The sequence below is a fragment of the Pseudoalteromonas sp. S2755 genome (assembly GCF_005886535.1).
In the GTDB taxonomy this organism is placed as follows: domain Bacteria; phylum Pseudomonadota; class Gammaproteobacteria; order Enterobacterales; family Alteromonadaceae; genus Pseudoalteromonas.
The window spans coordinates 1-21,222 of the sequence record NZ_PNDS01000029.1 but is presented as its reverse complement, the minus strand read 5'-3'; the positions used below and the strand labels follow the sequence as shown (position 1 = coordinate 21,222).

The following is a 21,222-nucleotide window of genomic DNA, read 5'->3' as shown; positions in this document are numbered from 1 at the left end:
CTAATACGTGTGTCTATGTTCCAAGGTTAAGTTTAGATTCAGTTAATTGGCCTACGGTGTACCTATTTAATTAAAAGTTTAACAAATGCACGCTTGTTGAAAAAATTTCGAGGCGGTACACTGGGGCGTTCAAGAGAATAAGAAAAGTATTATATGGAATTACAGTTACAACAGCTTCAGAAGTTTTGGCTTGGTTTGCCTCATGCAAAATTGAGTCGTATCATTGTTGTCCTGTCGGTTGTTTACGTTGCGTTTCTCTTTTCGCAATTATTTTGGTTGTTATGGCCTGTGCCACAAACACAACCCTTGCTCCCCGCATCACAACTGTATAGTCAATCAAGTAGCGGTATCACAAGCCAAGGAATTGTCGCTCAAAACTTGTTTGGTGAGGCAAATGCTAAGTCTGATACCAAACCACAGCCCGTGGTTTCTGATGCGCCAGAAACAACGCTTAACGTTAGGCTAACTGGTATCGTAGCCGTCAGCCAAGATGATGGCGCTGGTCTTGCTATTATTGAATCTCAGGGGCGTCAAGAGACCTATTCTGTTGATGCGCCAATCACAGGTACTCGTGCAAAGCTTGCCCGGGTACTGCCTGATCGTGTGATTTTGGACGTTAGTGGGCGTTTTGAAACGCTGATGCTAGATGGCATAGAGTTTAGTCGCACTGTGGCGATGCCAACAAAGCCAAAGAAAATTGTCAACAGTACAACTTCACCGACCCCACCTCAAAATGAACTAGCTAATCGTCGCCAGGAATTGCTCAGCGATCCAGGCAAGTTATTTGATTATATTAAGATTGCTCCGGAACAGCGTAACGGCGAAGTTATTGGCTATCGCCTCTCACCTGGAAAGGATCCTGAATTGTTCGAACAGGTGGGGCTTAAAGCGAATGATTTAGCAATCGCAATTAATGGGTTTCAGCTTACGGATATGAAACAGGCTATGTCAGCTATAAATGAACTTAGAACGAGCACAGATGCAAACATCACGATCGAGCGAGACGGTCAGGTGATGGATGTGCAGTTTAGCCTGTAAAGTTACTAATTTTGGAGTTTTAGAATAATGGGTAAAAAGCTACACCTCACAAAAACCAAAAAAGGGTTAGCTAAGTATGCAACGCTCTTGATTGCTGCTGGTATTTCACTTTCTGTTTCTGCGGTTGAGTATGCCGCGAACTTCAAAGGTACTGATATTAATGAATTCATTAATATCGTTAGTGATAAGCTGAATAAAACTATCATCATAGACCCTAACGTGCGCGGTAATATCAATGTTCGCAGTTATGAGCTGATGGATGAAAAACTGTATTATCAGTTCTTTTTAAACGTGCTTGAAGTATATGGTTATTCAGTTATTGAAATGGATAGCGGTGTACTTAAGGTGGTTCGTAGTTCTGATGGTAAAAAGTCGAACGTGCCTTTGGTATCTGGTGAAGAGCTAGGGAATGGTGACGTAATGGTAACACGCGTTGTTCGCGTGAAGAACGTTAGTGTGCAAGAGCTTGGTCCACTTATTCGTCAATTCAGTGACCAAAAAGATGGTGGTCACGTAACCAATCTAAATTCAGCAAACGTGATGATGCTAACCGGCCATGCATCCTCGGTGAATCGCCTTGTTGATATTATCAAAACGGTTGACCAAGCGGGCGATAAGCGTGTTGATATCGTTAAGCTGAAGCATGCCACTGCTGAAGATGTTGTTAAAGTCGTTGAAAAGATTTTCCAAGACTCAGGGAAAGGCGGTGTACCAGACTTCCTTATCCCGAAAATTGTGTCAGACACTCGAACCAACAGTGTGATTGTTAGCGGTGAATCACAGGCACGTAGTCGCGCGGCTGAACTCATCAAGCGTTTAGATGATGAATTACAATCTCAGGGCAATACTCAGGTTTTCTATCTGAATTACGCAAAAGCGGAAGACTTGGTTAAGGTTCTTCAAGGCGTGAGTAAATCAATTGAAGAAGAACAAGCTGCAGGTCAGCAAGCAAGAACTCGCAGTAGTAGCAAAAATGAAACCAGTATTGAGGCGCACGAAGACTCAAACTCACTGGTGATTACCGCACAACCAGATACAATGCGCTCATTAACTCAGGTGATTAAAAAGTTAGATATTCGTCGAGCTCAAGTACTGGTTGAAGCGATCGTTGTTGAGGTTTCTGAAGCCGATGGGATTAACCTTGGCTTACAGTGGATCTCTGAAAAAGGCGGGATGCTACAGTTTAATGATGGCAATACCGTTCCGATCGGTTCACTAGCTGTTGCTGCTGAACAAGCTCGCGATAGAGAGATTAAAGGAACTATCGTTGGAACAGATGATAATGATGTATCTAATACCACGACTACCGAGCGCGGAGATTATAGCGGCTTGGCAGGCCTACTGAAAAATATCAATGGTCTGGCGGCTGGTATTGTGAAGAATGATTGGGGTGCAATCATTCAAGCAGTAACCACGGATACCAACTCAAATATTCTAGCTACACCGTCAGTTACGACTATGGATAACGAAGAAGCGTCCATGATCGTCGGTGAAGAAGTACCGATCGTGACTGGCTCTACTGCAAACGACAATAACTCAAACCCATTCCAAACGGTAGACCGTCAAGAAGTAGGTATCAAATTAAAAGTAACCCCTCAGATTAACGATGGTTCAGCGGTTCAACTGACGATAGAACAAGAAGTATCAAGCGTGAAAGGTGCGACGTCGGTGGATATTCGAGTGGCTAAACGCGCTATCAATACCACGGTTATCGCTGATGATGGCGGCATGGTTATCTTAGGTGGTCTGATTGACGAAACCGTTCAAGAAAGTGTGTCTAAAGTACCACTATTAGGGGATATTCCAGTGTTAGGTCACCTGTTTAGATCAACAGGGACTAAAAAGGAAAAACGTAACTTACTCGTCTTTATCCGTCCGACTATTGTACGTGATAGCCGCAGTATGAACGAGATTAGCCATTCAAAATATAACTTTATCCGTGGTGAGCAACATAAACAAAGAGAAGATGGTATCGAGTTAATGCCATTTGAAGATACGCCAATCCTTCCTAAGTGGGACGACAAGCTTACTCTGCCACCGACGTATGAAGAGTTCTTGAAAGAGCAAAATAGAAAAGAGCGTGAAAATGATTGATGAAAAAGTCACGCCAGATTTAGGAGCTGAGGCTGAAGAGATGGCAGCGCAGCTTCAAAGCGTAGAGCCAATACTAGATGAGGTGGCTGAAATGCCGCCTGTCCCCACAATCACATTACGTTTGCCATTTTCGTTTGCACGTCGAAAAGGCGTACTACTGAGTCCAGATGGCGATCAAGCTAAGCTCTTTCACAAAGGCACGCTTGATCTTGAAACGCTGATGGAAGTACGTCGCGTTGCAGGCAAAACATTACATCTCGAAGCATTAGATGAAGAACGTTTTGAGCATATGCTTGAAGCGTCTTATCAAAGAGACAGTTCAGAAACACAACAGATGATGGAAGATATTGGCAACGAGATGGACTTGTTCTCGCTTGCTGAAGAATTGCCACAAACAGAAGATCTGCTTGCTGCGGATGATGATGCGCCTATCATCAAGCTCATTAACGCCATGTTGAGTGAAGCGATAAAAGAAGGTGCGTCGGATATCCATATCGAAACCTTTGAGCAAGAACTGGTTATTCGTTTTAGGGTTGATGGTGTACTGAAAGAAGTATTGAAGCCAAATCGTAAGTTGTCTTCATTATTAGTGTCTCGTATCAAAGTAATGGCCAAGCTCGATATCGCAGAAAAACGGGTGCCGCAAGATGGCCGTATTAGCCTGCGGATTGCGGGGCGAGCCGTGGATGTGCGTGTATCGACGATGCCATCAAGCTTTGGTGAACGAGTGGTGCTGCGTCTACTAGACAAAAATAATGCGCGATTAAATCTCGAAGATTTGGGCATGACCCAAGCAAATCGCGATGCGTTTGCAGAGATCATAGCCAAGCCTCACGGCATCATACTGGTTACTGGTCCAACGGGCTCAGGTAAGAGTACGACCTTGTACGCCGGCATGACACAAATCAATTCTAAAGATCGTAATATTTTAACGGTTGAAGATCCGATTGAGTATGAGATCCCAGGCATTGGCCAAACACAAGTAAATCCAAAAGTGGATATGACATTCGCTCGAGGTTTACGTGCGATCCTACGTCAAGATCCCGATGTGGTGATGGTTGGTGAGATCCGAGATTTAGAAACCGCGCAAATTGGTGTTCAAGCATCTTTGACCGGCCACTTGGTATTATCCACACTGCATACGAATACGGCCGCTGGTGCTATCACGCGTATGGAAGATATGGGAGTTGAGCCATTCCTGTTAAGTTCATCACTACTAGGCGTGCTGTCACAGCGATTGGTAAGAACGCTCTGCCCTAACTGTAAAGAAGCGCATTTGGCCGATGAACGAGAATGTGAACTACTGGGTGTGGCCAAAGACAGTGGCACGCAAATCTTCCGTGCAGTCGGCTGTGAAGAGTGTAACTTCAATGGTTACAAAGGCCGTACAGGTATTCATGAGCTTCTCATCGTTGATGAGCCTATCCGTGAACTGATTCATAATGGAAAAGGTGAACAGGCGGTAGAGAAGTATATTCGTAAGCGTACGCCAAGCATCCGACAAGATGGCTGTTCGCGAGTACTTGCTGGCCAAACAACCTTAGAAGAAGTAATGCGTGTAACGCGTGAGGAAGGCTAATGGCTGCGTTTGAATACCGCGCCTTAGATGGTAAAGGCAAAGAGAAGAAAGGAATTTTAGAAGCAGACACGGCAAAGCAAGTTAGGCAGATGCTGAGAGAAAAAGCCATGATGCCACTTGAAGTTTTGCCTGCTGCGGAGAAAGATAAAAACCAAAGTAGCGGTGGCTTTACGCTTTTTAAAGGCTACCGTCCCTCGGTATCAGACCTTGCCTTGATCACACGCCAGTTGGCGACTTTGATCCAATCTTCTTTACCCGTTGAAGCTGCGGTGATGGCTGTGGCTGAGCAATGTGAAAAGCCAAGGTTAAAGCGTATGCTGATGGCGGTAAGATCAAAAGTTGTTGAAGGTTACACACTTGCAGATGGTATGTCGGAGTTTCCTCACGTATTTGATCACTTGTACCGCTCTATGGTTGCCGCTGGAGAAAAGTCAGGGCACTTAGATGAAGTACTAAATCGCTTGGCCGATTACACTGAGCAGCGTCAACATATGCGTAGCCAAATTACGCAAGCGATGGTGTATCCCATTATTTTGGTTATCTTTGCTATCGCGATTGTTTCCATTCTGTTGGGAACGGTAGTACCAAAAATCTTGAAGACCTTTGAGAAGTCTAAGCAAGCACTGCCTTGGACAACAGAGTGGGTTATGGCTGCCAGTAATTTTGTACAAAACTACTGGATGATCACGTTGGCAGTGGTTGTCATTGGCACCTACGCGATTAAAAAAGCATTACAAAAACCTAAGATCCGCTTTTGGTATGATAGCAAGCTGCTGAGTTTACCTGGTCTGGGGAAGGTAACTCGTAGCGTGAATACTGCACGATTTGCGCGTACTTTAAGTATTCTCTCATCGAGTTCTGTTCCGCTACTTGAGGGCATGAAAATCTCAGGTCAAGTACTTGAGAACGAAAAAATCAAAGCCTCCGTTGCAGAAGCAGCGACTCGGGTGAGTGAAGGTGCAAGCCTTAGAGCGTCGTTGCAACAGACTAAAATGTTCCCACCTATGATGCTGCACATGATTGCCAGCGGTGAAAAGTCGGGTGAATTAGAACAGATGCTTGAACGTGCAGCGAATAACCAAGAAAGAGAATTTGAAAGTATGGTAAATGTCTCGCTGAAGTTGCTAGAACCTGCGATGATAGCGACGATGGCAATTATTGTACTGTTTATAGTTATGGCGATTCTTCAGCCTATTATGGCGATGAACAAAGCCGTAGGATTGTAGTCAAAAAGGAAAGGCCATCGCATGTTTTTGCATGGTCATCAATAACAGCATTGAGGTAAACATTGTGAAAAAACAATCAGGTTTCTCACTATTAGAAGTGATGGTGGTACTTGTTATCATCGGTATGATCTTATCTATCGTTGCGCCTAACGTGATGGGCCAACAAGAAGAAGCAGCAAAAGAAAAGGCACGTCTAGATATTCGTCAGATTGAAGACGCAATGAAGATGTACAAATTAAAAAACAAACGTTACCCAACCACAGAGCAAGGCTTGGAAGCTTTGGTAACGCAAACAAATATTGACCCAGTACCAAAACGTTTCCCTGAAGGTGGCTTTATTTCTAAGCTTCCTGAAGATCCATGGGGTAATCCTTACCAATTAGTAAGCCCAGGCGAAATGAGCCAAATTGATATCTTTTCAATGGGGCCGGATGGCGAAGTTGGAACTGATGACGATATCGGTAACTGGGATACGGAAGACGAACGTTAATCTATGTTAGCACCTCTGCACAAACCGGCATTAGCTAAGGTAAAGGGCTTCAGTTTACTTGAGGTCCTTATTGTCTTGGTGATTATTGCTTTTTCAGTAAACCTCATTACTTATACCGTTAGTGATAGTGATGAGGAAGAGCTCGAGACCATGGCTATGCGTGTGCAGGGGACGATTAATCTCGCGTCAGAATTTGCAGTACTAAATCAGGTTGAACTTGGTTTTCACTTAGATAAAGGTGTGATTGAGTTTTTGGTTTTTGACGGTGAGAAGTGGCGAACTTTCGATGCTGACGATATCTACAAACCAATTGAGCTGCCTGAGCAGTACAAAGTGGAATTGATCTTAGAAGATCTGCCCTGGTCTCAAGATAACTTACTCGAGCAAGCAAATTGGCGAGAGTTGATGAGTGGCGGCGACGACGATAATTTACTTGAACTTAAAAAGCTCAAGATCCCGCAAGTGCTTATTTTATCTTCCGGTGAAGTCAGCGCATTTAGATTAAGTGTGGAAAATAAAGAGCTGCAGGAGCCAATATTTTTTGTCGAAGGCGAATTTATGGCGCCGGTAGGGCTGAAGCGGGAACCGGAAGAATGAGCGCTAGCAAAAGCTTAGGCTTTACCTTACTTGAAGTCATGGTTGCGCTAAGTATTTGTGCTGTCGCTGGTATTGCTGCAATGCAAGCAACAAGTGAACATATAAACCATATCAGCTCGCTTGAAGAGCAGACCTACGCGTCGTGGGTGGCAGAAAATCGCTTGGTATTTTTGCGCGCGCAAGGCGATGACTGGCATGGAAAGAATGGTAACAAAGGCGAAGAGGAAATGGCTGGGGTCACTTGGTATTGGCAACAGCATATTCAACAAACCGCAGATCCTAGCTTTGTAAAGCTCACCGTGCACGTTTTCCGCGAACCTGAACTCAAAAACTCAGTGTATGACATCACCACTTTTATGTACCGGAGTAAGTAGTGACAGTGTATACACCTCAGCGTGGTTTCACGCTAATAGAAGTATTGTTGGCACTGGCTATTTTAGCGGTGGTGGTGACGGCGACTCATCAAATTTTAGATTCAACGTTGAAGGCCCAAGCTGCTTCAGCGGAAAAAATAGCCGAAATTGAAGGTTTACAAACAACTTTCCGCTTGATGGATCAGGATTTTAATCAGATCACTAAGCGAGAAGTCAGAAATGAAGCTGGGGATTTTAGCCCAACTTATATCATCCATGGCCGTTATGAGCTTGAGAGCCAATATGATGGTATCGCTTTTGTTCGTGATGGTTGGACTAACCCTATCAGTTTATTGCCTCGCTCTGAACTGCAGGCTGTGGGCTACCGGGTTATCGATGACAAGCTTGAGCGTATCTATCGAATATATGTTGATCAGCTAGATGGAACAGAGCCGCGCGCACAGGTCATCTTGGAAGATGTCGAAGAGTTAAAGTTTGAATTTTTGGACGACAAACTAAAATGGCAAGCTGATTGGAAGTCTAAATCGTTACCTAAAGCGATTAAAGTGACGTTGCAAAGAAAAGACTCGGATCCAATAAGCCGTTTATTTTTAACGCCAGGCAGCGGTGTCGCTGATGATAAGGGGCAACAGCCATGAAGCAGCAAGGTGCGGCACTTGTCATCGTACTTTTCATCGTTGCATTGGCAGCGACAATCGCCGCTGAAATGGCGAGTAGTTTAATGGTGCAGGTACAAAAGGCCTCGAATATTCAAACTCAGCAACAAGCTAAGTGGTATAGCTACGGTGCTGAGGAGTTGGTTAAAAGAGCGTTGATACAAGCAAAAAAAGATGATCCTGATACCGTTAATCTAGACCAGCCTTGGGCCCGTGAAGAAGTACCTTACCCTGTTGACCATGGTACGTTGAGCGGTAAAGTTACAGACTTACAGGCATGTTTAAATCTGAATGCCTTGAGAGCAAAGTCACAAACAAACGGAAATGACCAAGGTGGTCGGCAGATTGGTGGAAAGAATACGAACCCAGCTCATGCTGCGCTATTGGAACTTTTGAAGAATATTGAGGACTTGCCGAGTAACGAAAGCGAGGAAGCTCTTGCTGATAGTGTGTATGATTGGCTTGACGAAGATAGCATTACTTATCGCTCAGGAGCAGAAGAAGACGAGTATATGTCTAATCAGACGCCTTATTTAACGGCTAATAATTTGATGGCGTCTGTTAGTGAACTACGAGTGATTAAGGGCTTTAATCCGCTGGTGATGGAAAAGATTAAGCCTTATGTTTGCGTGATCCCCGGAAGTGAGGAGCTTGCGGTAAACGTCAATACAATATTGCCAGAACAAGCGCTTTTACTCAGTGCGCTTATACCTGGTTTATCGAAGTCGGGTGCTGAAGCTATTATTTCTGCAAGACCAAAAAAAGGTTTTACAGATATCAACGAATTTTACACGGAAGTCGCGAATCAAGGGGTTAAAGATCCTAACAAGACTTCCAAAATTTTTACGATTAACAGCAATTATTTTCAGTTGCGAGCAACAGCTGTGTTTGATGAGCGACGCTTTTCTCTCACATCAATTATAGAAACAAAAGATGGTAAAGCGTACGTGCTTGCTCGTAAATTTGGAGGCGTAGAGTGACAGAACAATTATTGATCCGTGTGGATCAGTCACACCAGGCGACAATACACTGGTTAGTGTGGTCAACAGAACAACAACAAATTATTGCCAGCGGTGAACTAGAAGGGAGTGAACAACTTGCTACTCTCGCCGAAAAAGCGCAAACAAGACCGGTTGTTTTGTTGCTACCAGCGACGGCGGTGCAATTACGCACGCTTGAGTTACCAGCAAAATGGAATAGGAAACTTGAACAAGCCTTACCGTTTATGCTTGAGGAACATGTCGCGACCGACATTGATGCGCTGTTTATCGCAATTGGTAAACCGGGCATGAAAGCTGACACACATACCATCGATGTAGCGATTTGTGATAGCAGTTGGCTACAAAGTTGGTTTAGTGCCTTCGATGACGCCGGGATCAGTATAAATAAAGCGGTACCGGATGCTTTATGTCTTCCCCTTCATGAAGGTATGACTAGTGCCGTACAGTTAGGTCAGCAGTGGCTATTCAAGCACAATGCTTGGCAAGTTGGTACTGCTGAGCTTAGCTGGGTTAATGAGTACCTCGCCATTGCGGGTGTTGAACAGCTGGCGCACTTTAGCCCTGCAAGCGATTTCTCAGAAACGATAACACTTACAGCGCAACAACAAGATTACGATTTACCTTTAGCCATCTTTGCTAAATCACTATCAAATATTGATTTTAATTTGCGTCAAGGGCGATTCGCTGCGAAGAAAAAGCAGCCGCAGTGGTGGCGTGATTGGCGCAGTGGTCTAATTGCGGCGAGCGTGGCAGTAGTGAGCTTTATCGCAATTAAAGGCACTCAGCTGTATGTGATAAGTCATCAAGCTAATCAACTAGAAACCCAAGCGGTCGCTATGTATCAACAGGCATTTCCAAATAAAGTAGTGCGTCCGCACTTATTGAAAAAGCAGATCCAGAATGAGCTTGATGCGTTATCTGGCACGGAGCAGGGCGGTTTGCTCGAATTAACTAATCACTTTGTGGCTATTTATGAAGAGGTCGATGCCTTCGCTCCTGAAACACTGCGCTACGACAAACGTAGGAATGAGCTCAGAATTAGAGCGCGCGCAAAAGAATTTCAGGTGTTTGGTCAGGTCAAAGCTATTTTAGAGCAACGTGGTGTGAGCGTTGAACAGGGAGCCTTGAACAATGATGGTGACTTTGTGGTCGGTGAAATTCGTATTCGAGGTGCAGCATGAAGCAGCAAGCAGTTAATTACTGGCGTGGTTTAAAAGAGCAAGAACAAAAATTGTTGATCGTTGCTGGCGTTATTTTTGTCGTTTTTGTTCTGATAATGGGTATATTCAAACCTTTAAATCAGGCTGTCAGCGATGCCGAAGCTAAGCTAAAACGTAATCACGAACTCGTAAATTGGGTTGGTCAAAGTGTTAATAAGCTGAAAACTAGTAGTCCTGCACAGGTGATCAGCGGCGGTAATATCAGCCAGATAGTCAATAACACTCGTGGCCGTTTTCAAATTGATATCAGCAAAATGCAACCTAGTGGCGAAAGTTTGCGTTTAACCATCGATGATGTGGAATTTAATAAACTTGTTGCTTGGATAGATGAACTGACAAATAAGCATGGAGTAAAAGTAGAAAACCTAGACCTTACACAAGGGAATTTACCTGGCTTTGTGCGTGTTAGTCGCTTGGTTTTAGAGAAATAATTATGAAAAAAACACTATCTCTACTCATTATATTTTTACTCGCATTTATTATTTTTAGTGCTTTCACTATGCCTGCTGCGGTATTGCTGCAAGTTTTCAAAGGCCAATTGCCCACTAATTTGCAGCTAGGCGCAGTAAATGGTTCTGTTTGGCATGGTCAAGTAAGCGGTGTGAGATTCAATAACATTCAATTGAATCAGGTTAAGTGGGAGCTTGAACCAACGGCATTACTACTCGGTGATTTAGCTGGCAATGTACAGTTTGGTAATGCGAGAGATAAAAATGAAATCTCAGGAAAAGCCACTTTCTCATCGAATTTACTGAGTAAATCAGTGACGGTAAATAATGCCTCACTTCGCTTCAGTGTTGAACAGGCCATGGATCAAGTGACCCTGCCATTGCCGGTTGATGCCAAAGGGCGTGTTATCGTCAATGTGAAGGAGTACCAAAGTGGTGCACCTTACTGTGAAGGGCTAAATGGTGAGATAAGTAGTCCAAATATTGATGTTAAAGGCATGAATGGTTGGTTTAGTATTGGTGATCTCAGTGGTCAACTCGATTGTAAATCAGGAGATATTGCCGTAGTTGTTGACCCTGAAAATCGCTTGGGCTTACAGGCTGATGCGACACTAGCTGCCAATTTCCAGTTTCGCGTGTCTGGTAATATCAAGCCAGATGCGAGTCTACCAAAAGAAGTACACGATGCTGTTAAGTTTTTGGGGAGACCGGATGGCGAAGGTCGCTACCCAGTCAATTTGTAATATACTTCTGTCATATCAGACTTTAATTAATTTAATCTCAAATTAGTTATTAATATAAAAGCATTTTTGTAGGCGCTGATACGGCGCCTAAGTTCAAGGCAACACTATGCACGACTTCTCTTTTACTGCAGCTGATCAGCTGAATTTAGAAAACTACTTTTCTGCGCGCAAGCTTTCTATTGATATTGCTTTTTTACAAGGATATTTATTTGCTACCTGTATAGACCCAAACGGTATTGAGGTTGAAAAGTGGCTTAAGACTTTAACCAACGCTGATCCCGAATTAGATGAGAGTATTGCATTTGCATTGATGGCTTTACATCATGAGATTTCTGAGCAGGTATACGAAACTGAATTTCAATTGCCTTGGAACGGTGAAACACCACTTGAGCAAAAAATTAATTGGGCCGAAGGGTTTTTAATGGCGGCGACGCCCTTTTATGAGCAATTGATGTCCAGTCCGCTCGCTGACGATATCAAACAAGCTTTGCAAGTGAGCACAGAACAACTGGGGCTTTTTGCACTTGGTGAGCAACAGCTAACGATTTATTGCGACAAAGTAGGACAGTCACTGACCGAGTTTCAACTCACTCAAGCGCAATTGGCTGCCGAGTTTGCCGCTTCTTATGCTGAGTTAGTCGAAGTTGCTGCAGTGAATAGTGGACTATTTGAATAGCCTTTACGCGAGGTCTAACTCGATAAATGTGCAACCCTGTTGGCATTGAGCAACAGCTCTATTTGGTGTCGATTGGCTCAAACTAAGCACAATGGGTTGCTGACAGTCTGGGCAATTGACTACACGTCCTTGGCTAAGCTTTTTGATAAGCGCTTTTTGATCATTAAAGGATTTCGCCGACTTTTTATTTAATTGACTAAAATCCATTATAATCCCTTTGCTTCATGAATGGCTTGCTCTGCAATTTCACAGATTTTGACGAGATCTGGGCCGTAAAAATACAAGTTATAGTCGCTTTCTTTACAATACTTGAGGTGGAAAAGCCTTACTTTTTCATCTGTTGCAAGGGCTTCTTCAATATAGCGCTTTTCATCATCTGTCATGGTAATTGTTTTTACGACATTGGCTCTGGCGATTCTTGCAGCCGTACTGCGTTGTACTTTGCTGGACTCGCTTAGCACTTCAACGCCTTGGCCGAGTAATCTATCTCTTGGCTCTTTAATCAATGGGTGATCCACAGTAAACAGAGCAACGACTATAATGGCTAATACTAAGAATTTTTTCATAATCTGACGCTGATTTGATCTAGCTAACAAAAATCTTGTTCCTAGTGTAATAAACTTGTCTGCTAGGTCGCAACAAGTCTCTCATCATTTATGGTGGGTTTTAGCTCAACTTACTATTAATTATAGAGTTTCAAAGCGTATAATAGTAAGCGCTGAACTATGTCATGGGGCACATTGCAATAGTTTAGCCTGTATTTTTCAAGGTCACTGTAGCAAGTGCATCTCGTTCCAAAGCACTAAGGAGCTTCCATGGAGAACGAAAGAATCAAGGTTAAAAACATACCGTCTGAAGTAAAAATTCAAAAGCCAATAGGTGGCACTGAAGGGAAATCGCTCAATAGCTCTACGCCCGATCGTTTTAATCCTCGTAATCGCATCTATGTCCGGGCGGTGTCTGGCCTACATCAACTGCTAAGAAGGCGTATCGGTTTTATTGGTATGTTGGCATTTATGGCTTTACCTTGGTTAAATTTTCACGGTCACCAGGCGGTGTTGTTCGATATTTTTGAGCAAAAGTTTAATATTTTTGGCATGACTCTATGGCCACAAGATCTGACTATTTTTGCTTTTATTCTGATGATAGCGGCATTTGCTCTGTTCTTGGTGACTACCTTCTATGGCCGGGTTTGGTGCGGCTACACCTGCCCGCAAACTGTTTGGACGTTTATCTTCATTTGGTTTGAAGAAAAGTTTGAAGGAACGGCAAATCAGCGGAAAAAACTAGATCAGAGACCGATGGATTTTGACAAGTTTTGGCGAAAAACCGCAAAACACGGTAGCTGGATACTCTTCTCACTGTATACCGCAATCACTTTTGTTGGTTACTTTACCCCAATCCGCTCGTTGATCCCTGATTTACTTACTTTTTCTGCAGGCTTTTATTCCGTCATTAGCATTGTTGTTTTTACCATTTGTACTTATGGTAATGCCGGTTGGATGAGGGAAATCATGTGTTTACACATCTGTCCTTACTCTCGTTTTCAATCAGCCATGTTTGATAAGGACACATTTACCGTCGCCTATGATAGCGAACGAGGTGAAAGCCGAGGTCCTCGAGGACGTAAGCAAGATCCAAAAGCGCTAGGTCTAGGAGATTGTATCGATTGCAACCTGTGCGTTCAGGTGTGTCCTACCGGTATCGATATTCGTAATGGCTTGCAATATGAATGCATCAACTGTGGTGCGTGTATTGATGCCTGCGATGGTGTTATGGATAAGATGAACTACCCTCGTGGATTGATTGCTTACACTACAGAGCGCAATTTAGAATCATCCAGCGAAAAGACCAAACCAGTACGTGGTAAATTAATCGGTTATTTAATGATTCTGGTCGTTATCACTGGTGCATTAGTTGCGAACATTGCGATGCGTAAACCGATGGATCTTGATATTATTCGGGATAGAAATCAGCTTTATCGTGTCAATATTGAGGGGTTAGTAGAAAATACCTATACCTTGAAAGTGATAAACAAAGCGCAAGTTGAGCAGAAATTTTCTATTGCAATAACGGGTCTAAGTAATTATCAGGTGATCGGTAAACAAGAGGTGCACTTAGCTGCAGGCACGACATTAGATGTGCCACTCTCTGTTGTGATTGATCCATATGATTTGAAAAAGCCAGTGACTGAATTTGAGTTTGTGCTTATTAACCAAGATGATCCTGAAGAGCGGCTGGCGCAGCCGACCAATTTCTTCAAAGGAAGATAATAGAGTAAGGTAAAAGCGAGGTATAAAACCTCGCTTTTTTATAAACATTATGAACGATTTTAGTTTTAACGCACTGACACCGGATCTTATTTTAGATGCGATTGAGGCACTTGAGATATATCCGACAACGGGATTATTGGCCTTAAACAGCTATGAAAACCGTGTTTATCAATTTGGCGCTGAGGATGGCAAGCGCTATGTGGTGAAGTTTTACCGCCCAGCGCGTTGGACGGATGAACAAATTCTTGAAGAGCATGAATTCGCGCTGGCAGCAAAAGAAGCCGAAGTGCCAGTTGTGGCGCCCTTACTTATTGCTGAGCGTAGTCTGCATTTTTATGAAGGTTATCGCTACACGTTGTTTCCAAGTGTTGGTGGACGCCAGTTCGAGCTCGATAATCTAGATCACTTAGAAATTTTAGGTCGCTACCTAGGACGCTTGCATTGTTTGTCGGCTGAGCGAGCATTCGAACATAGACCACAGCTCAATACTCAGCGGTTTTTGGTTGATGCACAACAAACACTGCTAAAAAGCCAGTTAGTGCCTAGTCATCTACATACTCCATTTGTTACTATTCTTGAGCAAGTTATTAACAAAGCAACCTCAAAGTATCAAGTTGCCAAAACGCTTCGGCTTCATGGTGATTGTCATGCTGGAAATTTATTGTGGTCTAGAGACCAATTGATGTTGGTGGATCTTGACGATTGTCAGCAAGGGCCTGCAATACAAGACTTGTGGATGATGTTAAATGGTGACCGCAACGAGCAATTGGTACAGTTAGACACACTACTTATGGGTTACGAAGAATTTATGCCGTTTGATACAAAAGAGCTTGCGTTAATTGAGCCGCTACGCGCCATGAGAATGGTTAACTATATGGCTTGGTTGGCACAGCGCTGGCAGGATCCTGCATTCGAACGGAACTTTTCTTGGTTTGCGACAGACAAATACTGGGAACAACAGATCCTAGCCTTAAAAGAGCAATTTGCCGCATTAGATGAACCAAGTTTGAGCCTATTTCCTTAAAATTAGAGAGAGTAACATGCTAAAAAAATTAAAAGTCGCACTTATCGCATTACTTTTGCCCATTGCTGCGATGGCTTCAGACTTTACCGAAGGTGAGCACTACACAACCTTAACAACCGAACAGAGTAAATCAGAGAAAGTGACTGAATTTTTCTCTTTTTACTGTCCTCATTGTTTTCGCTTTGAGCCAATTGCAAAAGCGATTAAAAAGAACTTACCTGAGGGAGCGTACTTTGAAAAAAGCCATGTAAACTTCCTACGTGGTATTCCTACAGAAACGCAGAGCAATCTTAGCTATGCCTATATTATTGCTGAGCAAGAAGGCAAAGAGGATGTGATTGCTGAGAAGATTTTCAATGCTATTCATGTTGAAGGAAACAAACTGTTAGACATTAGAGATTTAAAAACGCTAATGGAGCTAAATGGGATTACTGCTGAAAAGTTTGATCAGGCTGTAACGAGTATGCCAGTCGTGAGTGCTGAAAATAACATGCTTAAAGCACAAAATAAGTTCTCTGAAGCGGGTGCGCTTACAGGCGTTCCAACTTTTATCGTAAACGACAAATACAGAATCGAAATGAAAGGTATCAAGAGTCAAGAGCAGCTTGATGAATTGATTGCATATCTATTAAAAAAATAAGGACTGGAGAAAGTTATTATGTTGAAAGTATTAAAAGGCTTAGCGGTTGCACTAATGCTTCCTCTTCTTGCTCAGGCTGCGCCATTTGAAGAGGGTGTGCATTATGAAGTTATTGCCGAGCGTGGCACGAAAAAGCCTGAGGTAATGGAATATTTTTCTTTTTATTGTCCAGCATGTAACGCAATGGAAAATTTAATCGTTGACGTTAAACCAAAACTGGACGAGGGTGTTAAGTTTAAAAAGAGCCATATAGATTTTGTCGGTCCAAGAGAGCCTGAGATCCAACAGGTGTTGGCACAAGCACTTGCAACAGCTGAAGTGCTGCCACAAAAAGACAAGATAGTTGCAGCCATGTTTAATCATATCCATGGCAAGCGTGCAAAAATCAATGAACTTGCTGATGTAAAAGATATCTTTATTGCACAAGGTGTTGAAGAAGAGAAGTTTGATAAACTTTATGCCAGTTTCTCTGTTCGTACTAAAGCTTCAAAAATGCAACGTATGCAAAAGACTCTTTCTGATAAAGGCGCGCTAACAGGGGTACCTATGTTCGTGGTAAATGGCAAATACAAGCTATTACTTCGTGAATCTGGTACGACTAAGCCAGAGCAAATTGCTGCTTTGGTGAATTATTTAGCAAAGAAATAAAATCTAATTTGCATTAGACTAGCCCTGCAATTATTGCAGGGCTTTTTTATGTTTAAAGTTTTAGTTTCTAGCTGCTTATTAGGTTATCCGGTGAGGTATGACGCTTCTTCACAAAGCCTTCAAGACAATACCTTGCAGTATTGGCGGCAAAAAAATTGGGTCTTACCGCTATGCCCCGAAGTATCTGGTGGTTTACCAACACCTCGTCCATCGGCTGAAATAGCAGATGGTAAAGTTTTGAGTAAACATGGCGATGATTTTACCTCCGCGTTTGAACTCGGTGCTAAAAAAGCGCTAGCGGCTTGCCTTCAGCACGATATAAAGTTTGCGTTGTTAAAAGAGTCCAGTCCGTCTTGCGGCAGCAATCTGATTTACGATGGTAGTCATACAGGTAAAAAAATAGTAGGGCAGGGGCTGACTGCGTCTTTATTACAGCAATCCGGTATTCAAGTTTTTAGCGAAACTCAACTGCCAGCACTTATCACAGTGATGGCAGCCAGTCGTTAATCGTTAGAGATCACTTTCTCACTAAGTAAACGCCTGATTCAATATGATGGGTATAAGGGAACTGATCGAAAATCGCCATACGTGCGATTTTATGTGTTTCACATAATAAGGCTAAATCACGTTCTAACGTGTCTGGATTACATGAGATATAAATAATGTTGTCGTAGTTGCTAACTAATCGACAGGTCAATTCATCCATACCTGCACGAGGTGGGTCGACAAGAATCGTTTGGCAATCATAGGACTGTAAATCAATCCCATCTAATCGAGAAAACTTCTGCCCTTTCATGGCCTGTGTAAACTCTTCACTCGACATGCGAATAATATCTAAGTTATCGACTTTATTTGCTGCAATATTAAATTGTGCAGACTTTACCGATGATTTAGAGATCTCAGTAGCCAGCACTTTATTGAATGAGCCTGCCAATGCAATTGAAAAGTTACCGTTACCACAATAAAGCTCAAGCAGATCGTTGCTTAGCGGTTCACTAATAGACTGTGCCCAAGCTAGCATTTTCTGATTCACTTCCGCATTTGGTTGCGTAAAGCTGTTCTCAACCTGCTGATAAATATATTCTTTACCGTTAACGCTTAGTTTTTCAGTTACATAGTCATTGCCAAACACAACCTTTTGTTTTCTAGCACGACCGATAAAATCAACTTTGTAGGTTTGCTGCAACTCGGTTCTTAATGTCTGCATGGCAGTCTGCCACGCTTCATCTAACTGCTTGTGATAAAGCAAGCTGATCAGTACTTCCCCACTCAGCGTCGTGAGATAGTCGATTTGAAACAGCTTACGACGCAATATTTCGTTGCCTTTCAGCTGATGTATCATCACCTGCATCATTTCATTGACAAGCGGCGCACCAGGATCAAAGCTATCAACACGGATCTTTTCTTTTGTTTGCTGGTCAAACATGATGTGAAACAGATCTTCACCATCATGCCATACTCTAAATTCACAGCGTTGGCGGTAATGGCGAGATGCAGACTCATACACTTCAAGTGCAGGTGCATTAAACGGTGCAAATTGTGTTGTGATACGCTCAGCTTTATCCGCTAACTGTTGCTCGTATGCTGAATCATCAATTTTTATTACTGCCATGCTAAAACCATCTATGTTGAATTAAGAGGCGCTATTTTAGGGAGCGTTGCTAATTTGTCCAGTCTAGCATCACTGATGCATCTGGTTTGCTGTTTTTTTAATCATTATACTTTAGCTTTGCGCAAATATGCCGATAATCTAACTAATATATTGGAGGGCATACCATGAAAATCGGGCAATTAAATCAGTTGCTCAATCCAGCGATGCAGCATAAGCCTGGAAAGAGCAAAGGGATAGGACCAAATATCCAAATTAATTCAGACAGCTATGCGGGTGATAAATCCAAATTAGCTGCAAAAATTCTTGATGATAAGCTTGCAGAAGCGTTGGGGATTGAGAAGCCGACACAAGACAAAAAAGACAAGCCATTATTTGATTTTGAATCTATTGTCAAAAATGTACTCGATTTTGTTCAGGGTGCAGTGAAGAAAGCCAAAGTCGACGGCAAAAATGATGACGAATTGAAATCCATGCTCGATGGGGCACGTAAGGGCGTGCTTCAGGGGATAGATGAAGCCAGCGAAGAGTTAAAAGGCATGGGGGCTTTTAATTCCGACATCGAAGATGGTATTGAAAAATCACGAGAAGGGATTTTTAAAGGTTTAGATGATTTTGAAAAAGAGCTGTTTGAAGAAAAGTCGCCAAAAGCATTAGCGATCAGTGCCGCGCAGTTTGCGAGCCTCTCTAATCAAGCTGAATATGCATTTACAACAGCTGAAGGAGATGAAGTCGTTATTTCATTCTCCGATGCATATTCTCAGGGGGCTGCTGCGAGTGTCGCTCAAAAAGGTAATGATTATGGCATGGCATATGGCACTAAGTCCTCTCACGAAGTCAGTTTCTCAATTAAGGTAAATGGTGAGTTGAACGAAGAGGAGCAGCAGGCAATTAACGATATGATGGAAGATATCCGTAATGTCAGTGACTCTTTTTTCGGTGGTGAATACGATGAAGCGTTCGATTTAGCAAAGTCGCTTAGTTTAAATTCAGATCAGATCACTAATTTCACGATGGATCTAAGACAAAGTAAAACGTCTGCTGCGATTGCTCAATATCAGCAAGGCAATCCAATGAAAGAGTTAGAGAAGGCATTTATGCCACTGAATAAGCAGCTAGCAGATGTGCAAGAGCAAGCTAAGGGACTTAATGCCGATAATGAGTTGCCAAACCTGCTTGCTTGGATGAATGAAGGTCAGTCGAGACTAAATGAGTTTTTGGATTATGCAAGTAGCTTTTTAAGTAAACTGAATGAATTAAATAAAGAGCAGGTAGAGCAAAAACAAACAAGCTAAGCGAGTTTATTTTCGCGAGGACTCGTGGCAAACTTCATGCTCCATTGATTTGAGGAATGAAGTTTGTCGCATATTTTGGTTTTCGATTCGGGGATAGGTGGCACCAGTGTGCTGTCGCACTTAAAGGCATGTTTGCAGGATGTTTCATTCAGCTATGTTATGGACAACGCTTTTCTCCCATATGGCCTTCAGCCTCAAGAGCTAATCAAATCACGTATCAAGGGACTTATTTGTTGGCAACAGCAATGCTTGGGCAATGTTGATCTTATCGTTATTGCATGTAATACCGCTTCAACATACGCATTAGAAGAAGCCAGAAAATATACCCATATTCCAATTATAGGTGTTGTTCCTGCTGTTAAACCTGCTGCGTCCAGTTCAAAGACCAAGCACATCGCACTATTGGCAACACCGGCAACGTCAAATAATGCTTATACACATAAGCTCATCATGGATTTTACCTCAGGCTGCAAAGTTGAAACTTTGCATTCAACGGAGCTTGTAAGGATCGCTGAGCACTTTTATTGGCATAATGAGTTGGATAAAGAGGCACTGTGCGCGGAAATAGCTCGGCTTAACATTCCAGCCACTGTTGATAGGCTAGTGTTGGGGTGTACACATTTTCCTTTGATAGCTCACGATATCAAGAATTGCTTACAGAAGCATGTGGAGCTGGTTGATTCAGGCAAAGCAATAGCCAACCGCGCAGTGTCATTGTTGGGAAGTCAAATAGTAGTAGGGGAAAAGGTGCCGAGTGCATCGGAAGTGCGTTTCTATGCAACGGCACCAGTAATAGGTAATAAAGAAGCAATCTCTATTATTAATTTAAATAAAGACTAATTAAGCGGGTGAGTGATCCATCTCACCTTCAGGCTTTTGCTTAGCTTCTCTTACTTTTAATGTACGCTGCTGAAATTCACGTTCATTGAGTTGAGTAATCGCCTTTTCAGCATCTTGCTTAGACATCTCAACAAAACCAAAACCACGTCGCTTGCCTGTGTTTTTATCCTTAAGTAGGCGAACTGAAAATACTTGTCCTTGCTCTTCGAAAAGCTCGCGGACAACATGTTCATTGGCTCGATATGGTAGATTACCTACATATAATGTAGTGGTTGATAAGTTTGATTGTTTTTCTTGTTGTGTATCACTTTTTAAAAACTGGCTTATTACACCACCGATGATAATACCTACGGCAAGCATAAGAGCAGCGTCGAGCTGAGTAGAGCTTAATGCAAGATCAACAATGAAAAAGCTCGCTACTGCAATAACCAAAGTGATCAAAATTACTTTATGATCAAAAGACTTCATATAAATATACCAATTAAAAGAAGGTTAAACATTAATTTAACAAATGAGTTAGCTATCTTAACGAGTTAATTAAACTTCGCAATAATTAATATAGTTCTGATAGTAAGATTTGTCCTTTTTTGCATGGTTTTTATACTAAAAAACGGGTTTTGGTCAATGTTTGTTCGAACGATCGAAAAGATCAAAAAAAAGGTTGCACTAAAATCGGATCGCCCTATAATGCGACCCCACTGACACGGGGCGCTACGCTGAAAAGCAAAGCAGCAACGAGTTAGGGTCATG

Annotated in this window: 24 protein-coding genes; 20 read left to right on the top strand and 4 right to left on the bottom strand. The window is 42.6% G+C overall.

Features of this window, described 5'->3' with window-relative positions:
• The first annotated feature begins 153 nt into the window (after positions 1 to 153).
• The 13 genes from gspC to CWC03_RS05820 all read left to right on the top strand — a co-directional run bounded on the left by gspC (position 154) and on the right by CWC03_RS05820 (position 12,143).
• Positions 154 to 1,038: a type II secretion system protein GspC gene (gene gspC, locus CWC03_RS05880; RefSeq protein WP_138580966.1), complete on the top strand. Its 885-nt coding sequence runs from the start codon at positions 154 to 156 to the stop codon at positions 1,036 to 1,038.
• A gap of 27 nt (positions 1,039 to 1,065) precedes the next feature.
• Positions 1,066 to 3,132 carry a type II secretion system secretin GspD gene (gene gspD, locus CWC03_RS05875; RefSeq protein WP_138580965.1) on the top strand — a complete coding sequence of 689 codons (2,067 nt, stop codon included), beginning with the start codon at positions 1,066 to 1,068 and terminating at the stop codon, positions 3,130 to 3,132.
• Between the two features lie 91 nt (positions 3,133 to 3,223).
• On the top strand, positions 3,224 to 4,711 hold the full coding sequence (gspE, locus tag CWC03_RS05870) for a type II secretion system ATPase GspE (protein ID WP_171040210.1): 1,488 nt from the start codon (positions 3,224 to 3,226) through the stop codon (positions 4,709 to 4,711).
• Positions 4,711 to 5,937, top strand: coding sequence for a type II secretion system inner membrane protein GspF (gene gspF, locus CWC03_RS05865; RefSeq protein WP_010378505.1), 1,227 nt, complete (start codon positions 4,711 to 4,713; stop codon positions 5,935 to 5,937). The genes gspE and gspF overlap by 1 nt, the downstream gene beginning before the upstream one ends.
• A 64-nt stretch (positions 5,938 to 6,001) precedes the next feature.
• A complete protein-coding gene (gene gspG, locus CWC03_RS05860) occupies positions 6,002 to 6,427 on the top strand; it encodes a type II secretion system major pseudopilin GspG (RefSeq protein ID WP_026001105.1) in 426 nt (141 codons plus the stop codon).
• Positions 6,428 to 6,430: 3 nt separating this feature from the next.
• Positions 6,431 to 7,024, top strand: coding sequence for a prepilin-type N-terminal cleavage/methylation domain-containing protein (locus tag CWC03_RS05855; protein ID WP_138580963.1), 594 nt, complete (start codon positions 6,431 to 6,433; stop codon positions 7,022 to 7,024).
• Positions 7,021 to 7,398, top strand: a complete 378-nt coding sequence (gene gspI, locus CWC03_RS05850; RefSeq protein ID WP_138580962.1) for a type II secretion system minor pseudopilin GspI — start codon at positions 7,021 to 7,023, stop codon at positions 7,396 to 7,398. Before CWC03_RS05855 ends, gspI begins: the two co-directional genes overlap by 4 nt.
• A complete protein-coding gene (gene gspJ / locus CWC03_RS05845; protein WP_138580961.1) occupies positions 7,398 to 8,036 on the top strand; it encodes a type II secretion system minor pseudopilin GspJ in 639 nt (212 codons plus the stop codon). The genes gspI and gspJ overlap by 1 nt, the downstream gene beginning before the upstream one ends.
• A complete protein-coding gene (gene gspK, locus CWC03_RS05840) occupies positions 8,033 to 9,034 on the top strand; it encodes a type II secretion system minor pseudopilin GspK (protein WP_138580960.1) in 1,002 nt (333 codons plus the stop codon). Before gspJ ends, gspK begins: the two co-directional genes overlap by 4 nt.
• A complete protein-coding gene (gspL, locus tag CWC03_RS05835) occupies positions 9,031 to 10,236 on the top strand; it encodes a type II secretion system protein GspL (protein ID WP_138580959.1) in 1,206 nt (401 codons plus the stop codon). Before gspK ends, gspL begins: the two co-directional genes overlap by 4 nt.
• Complete coding sequence (locus CWC03_RS05830) at positions 10,233 to 10,706, top strand: type II secretion system protein M (RefSeq protein ID WP_138522150.1); 474 nt, start codon at positions 10,233 to 10,235, stop codon at positions 10,704 to 10,706. Before gspL ends, CWC03_RS05830 begins: the two co-directional genes overlap by 4 nt.
• A 2-nt stretch (positions 10,707 to 10,708) precedes the next feature.
• The gene (locus tag CWC03_RS05825) at positions 10,709 to 11,467 is read left to right on the top strand and encodes a type II secretion system protein N (protein WP_138580958.1); all 759 of its coding nucleotides are present in this window, start codon (positions 10,709 to 10,711) and stop codon (positions 11,465 to 11,467) included.
• A 106-nt stretch (positions 11,468 to 11,573) separates the two neighbouring features.
• Positions 11,574 to 12,143: a UPF0149 family protein gene (locus CWC03_RS05820; RefSeq protein WP_138580957.1), complete on the top strand. Its 570-nt coding sequence runs from the start codon at positions 11,574 to 11,576 to the stop codon at positions 12,141 to 12,143.
• 3 nt (positions 12,144 to 12,146) lie between these two features.
• Here CWC03_RS05820 and CWC03_RS05815 read toward each other — a convergent pair whose 3' ends face one another.
• Both CWC03_RS05815 and CWC03_RS05810 read right to left on the bottom strand, forming a co-directional pair.
• A complete protein-coding gene (locus tag CWC03_RS05815; protein ID WP_138580956.1) occupies positions 12,147 to 12,350 on the bottom strand; it encodes a hypothetical protein in 204 nt (67 codons plus the stop codon).
• Complete coding sequence (locus CWC03_RS05810; protein WP_249313955.1) at positions 12,350 to 12,709, bottom strand: hypothetical protein; 360 nt, start codon at positions 12,707 to 12,709, stop codon at positions 12,350 to 12,352. Before CWC03_RS05810 ends, CWC03_RS05815 begins: the two co-directional genes overlap by 1 nt.
• 249 nt (positions 12,710 to 12,958) lie before the next feature.
• Here CWC03_RS05810 and ccoG point away from each other — a divergent pair, with 249 nt between their 5' ends.
• Genes ccoG through CWC03_RS05785 form a run of 5 tightly spaced genes read left to right on the top strand, consistent with a single transcriptional unit; the run spans position 12,959 to position 17,235 of the window.
• Positions 12,959 to 14,416 (top strand): cytochrome c oxidase accessory protein CcoG, encoded by a 1,458-nt coding sequence (gene ccoG / locus CWC03_RS05805; RefSeq protein WP_138580954.1) that lies wholly within the window; start codon positions 12,959 to 12,961, stop codon positions 14,414 to 14,416.
• 49 nt (positions 14,417 to 14,465) lie between these two features.
• Positions 14,466 to 15,440 (top strand): serine/threonine protein kinase, encoded by a 975-nt coding sequence (locus tag CWC03_RS05800; RefSeq protein WP_138580953.1) that lies wholly within the window; start codon positions 14,466 to 14,468, stop codon positions 15,438 to 15,440.
• A gap of 16 nt (positions 15,441 to 15,456) precedes the next feature.
• Positions 15,457 to 16,080: a thiol:disulfide interchange protein DsbA/DsbL gene (locus CWC03_RS05795; RefSeq protein ID WP_138580952.1), complete on the top strand. Its 624-nt coding sequence runs from the start codon at positions 15,457 to 15,459 to the stop codon at positions 16,078 to 16,080.
• 18 nt (positions 16,081 to 16,098) lie between these two features.
• Positions 16,099 to 16,728, top strand: a complete 630-nt coding sequence (locus CWC03_RS05790; RefSeq protein WP_010604382.1) for a thiol:disulfide interchange protein DsbA/DsbL — start codon at positions 16,099 to 16,101, stop codon at positions 16,726 to 16,728.
• Between the two features lie 48 nt (positions 16,729 to 16,776).
• Positions 16,777 to 17,235 carry a 2-thiouracil desulfurase family protein gene (locus CWC03_RS05785; protein ID WP_138580951.1) on the top strand — a complete coding sequence of 153 codons (459 nt, stop codon included), beginning with the start codon at positions 16,777 to 16,779 and terminating at the stop codon, positions 17,233 to 17,235.
• A 10-nt stretch (positions 17,236 to 17,245) separates the two neighbouring features.
• On the opposite strand, the gene trmA is transcribed toward CWC03_RS05785, so the two are convergent.
• Complete coding sequence (trmA, locus tag CWC03_RS05780; RefSeq protein WP_138580950.1) at positions 17,246 to 18,340, bottom strand: tRNA (uridine(54)-C5)-methyltransferase TrmA; 1,095 nt, start codon at positions 18,338 to 18,340, stop codon at positions 17,246 to 17,248.
• A gap of 164 nt (positions 18,341 to 18,504) precedes the next feature.
• Between trmA and CWC03_RS05775 the strand changes: the two genes are divergently transcribed.
• Complete coding sequence (locus CWC03_RS05775; protein WP_138580949.1) at positions 18,505 to 19,632, top strand: DUF5610 domain-containing protein; 1,128 nt, start codon at positions 18,505 to 18,507, stop codon at positions 19,630 to 19,632.
• 63 nt (positions 19,633 to 19,695) lie between these two features.
• Positions 19,696 to 20,472: a glutamate racemase gene (murI, locus tag CWC03_RS05770; RefSeq protein WP_138580948.1), complete on the top strand. Its 777-nt coding sequence runs from the start codon at positions 19,696 to 19,698 to the stop codon at positions 20,470 to 20,472.
• Here the strand turns inward: murI and CWC03_RS05765 are convergent, their stop codons facing one another.
• A complete protein-coding gene (locus CWC03_RS05765; RefSeq protein ID WP_138580947.1) occupies positions 20,473 to 20,940 on the bottom strand; it encodes an RNA recognition motif domain-containing protein in 468 nt (155 codons plus the stop codon).
• Positions 20,941 to 21,222 lie beyond the last annotated feature (282 nt).

Excerpts from the sequence above, each read along its gene's own strand:
- gspC (WP_138580966.1), top strand. The coding sequence starts at position 154 with ATGGAATTACAGTTACAACAGCTTCAGAAGTTTTGGCTTGGTTTGCCT.
- gspD (WP_138580965.1), top strand. The coding sequence starts at position 1,066 with ATGGGTAAAAAGCTACACCTCACAAAAACCAAAAAAGGGTTAGCTAAG.
- gspE (WP_171040210.1), top strand. The coding sequence starts at position 3,224 with ATGCCGCCTGTCCCCACAATCACATTACGTTTGCCATTTTCGTTTGCA.
- gspF (WP_010378505.1), top strand. The coding sequence starts at position 4,711 with ATGGCTGCGTTTGAATACCGCGCCTTAGATGGTAAAGGCAAAGAGAAG.
- CWC03_RS05855 (WP_138580963.1), top strand. The coding sequence starts at position 6,431 with ATGTTAGCACCTCTGCACAAACCGGCATTAGCTAAGGTAAAGGGCTTC.
- gspI (WP_138580962.1), top strand. The coding sequence starts at position 7,021 with ATGAGCGCTAGCAAAAGCTTAGGCTTTACCTTACTTGAAGTCATGGTT.
- gspK (WP_138580960.1), top strand. The coding sequence starts at position 8,033 with ATGAAGCAGCAAGGTGCGGCACTTGTCATCGTACTTTTCATCGTTGCA.
- CWC03_RS05830 (WP_138522150.1), top strand. The coding sequence starts at position 10,233 with ATGAAGCAGCAAGCAGTTAATTACTGGCGTGGTTTAAAAGAGCAAGAA.
- CWC03_RS05825 (WP_138580958.1), top strand. The coding sequence starts at position 10,709 with ATGAAAAAAACACTATCTCTACTCATTATATTTTTACTCGCATTTATT.
- CWC03_RS05820 (WP_138580957.1), top strand. The coding sequence starts at position 11,574 with ATGCACGACTTCTCTTTTACTGCAGCTGATCAGCTGAATTTAGAAAAC.
- CWC03_RS05815 (WP_138580956.1), bottom strand. The coding sequence starts at position 12,350 with ATGGATTTTAGTCAATTAAATAAAAAGTCGGCGAAATCCTTTAATGAT.
- CWC03_RS05810 (WP_249313955.1), bottom strand. The coding sequence starts at position 12,709 with ATGAAAAAATTCTTAGTATTAGCCATTATAGTCGTTGCTCTGTTTACT.
- ccoG (WP_138580954.1), top strand. The coding sequence starts at position 12,959 with ATGGAGAACGAAAGAATCAAGGTTAAAAACATACCGTCTGAAGTAAAA.
- CWC03_RS05800 (WP_138580953.1), top strand. The coding sequence starts at position 14,466 with ATGAACGATTTTAGTTTTAACGCACTGACACCGGATCTTATTTTAGAT.
- CWC03_RS05795 (WP_138580952.1), top strand. The coding sequence starts at position 15,457 with ATGCTAAAAAAATTAAAAGTCGCACTTATCGCATTACTTTTGCCCATT.
- CWC03_RS05790 (WP_010604382.1), top strand. The coding sequence starts at position 16,099 with ATGTTGAAAGTATTAAAAGGCTTAGCGGTTGCACTAATGCTTCCTCTT.
- CWC03_RS05785 (WP_138580951.1), top strand. The coding sequence starts at position 16,777 with ATGTTTAAAGTTTTAGTTTCTAGCTGCTTATTAGGTTATCCGGTGAGG.
- trmA (WP_138580950.1), bottom strand. The coding sequence starts at position 18,340 with ATGGCAGTAATAAAAATTGATGATTCAGCATACGAGCAACAGTTAGCG.
- CWC03_RS05775 (WP_138580949.1), top strand. The coding sequence starts at position 18,505 with ATGAAAATCGGGCAATTAAATCAGTTGCTCAATCCAGCGATGCAGCAT.
- CWC03_RS05765 (WP_138580947.1), bottom strand. The coding sequence starts at position 20,940 with ATGAAGTCTTTTGATCATAAAGTAATTTTGATCACTTTGGTTATTGCA.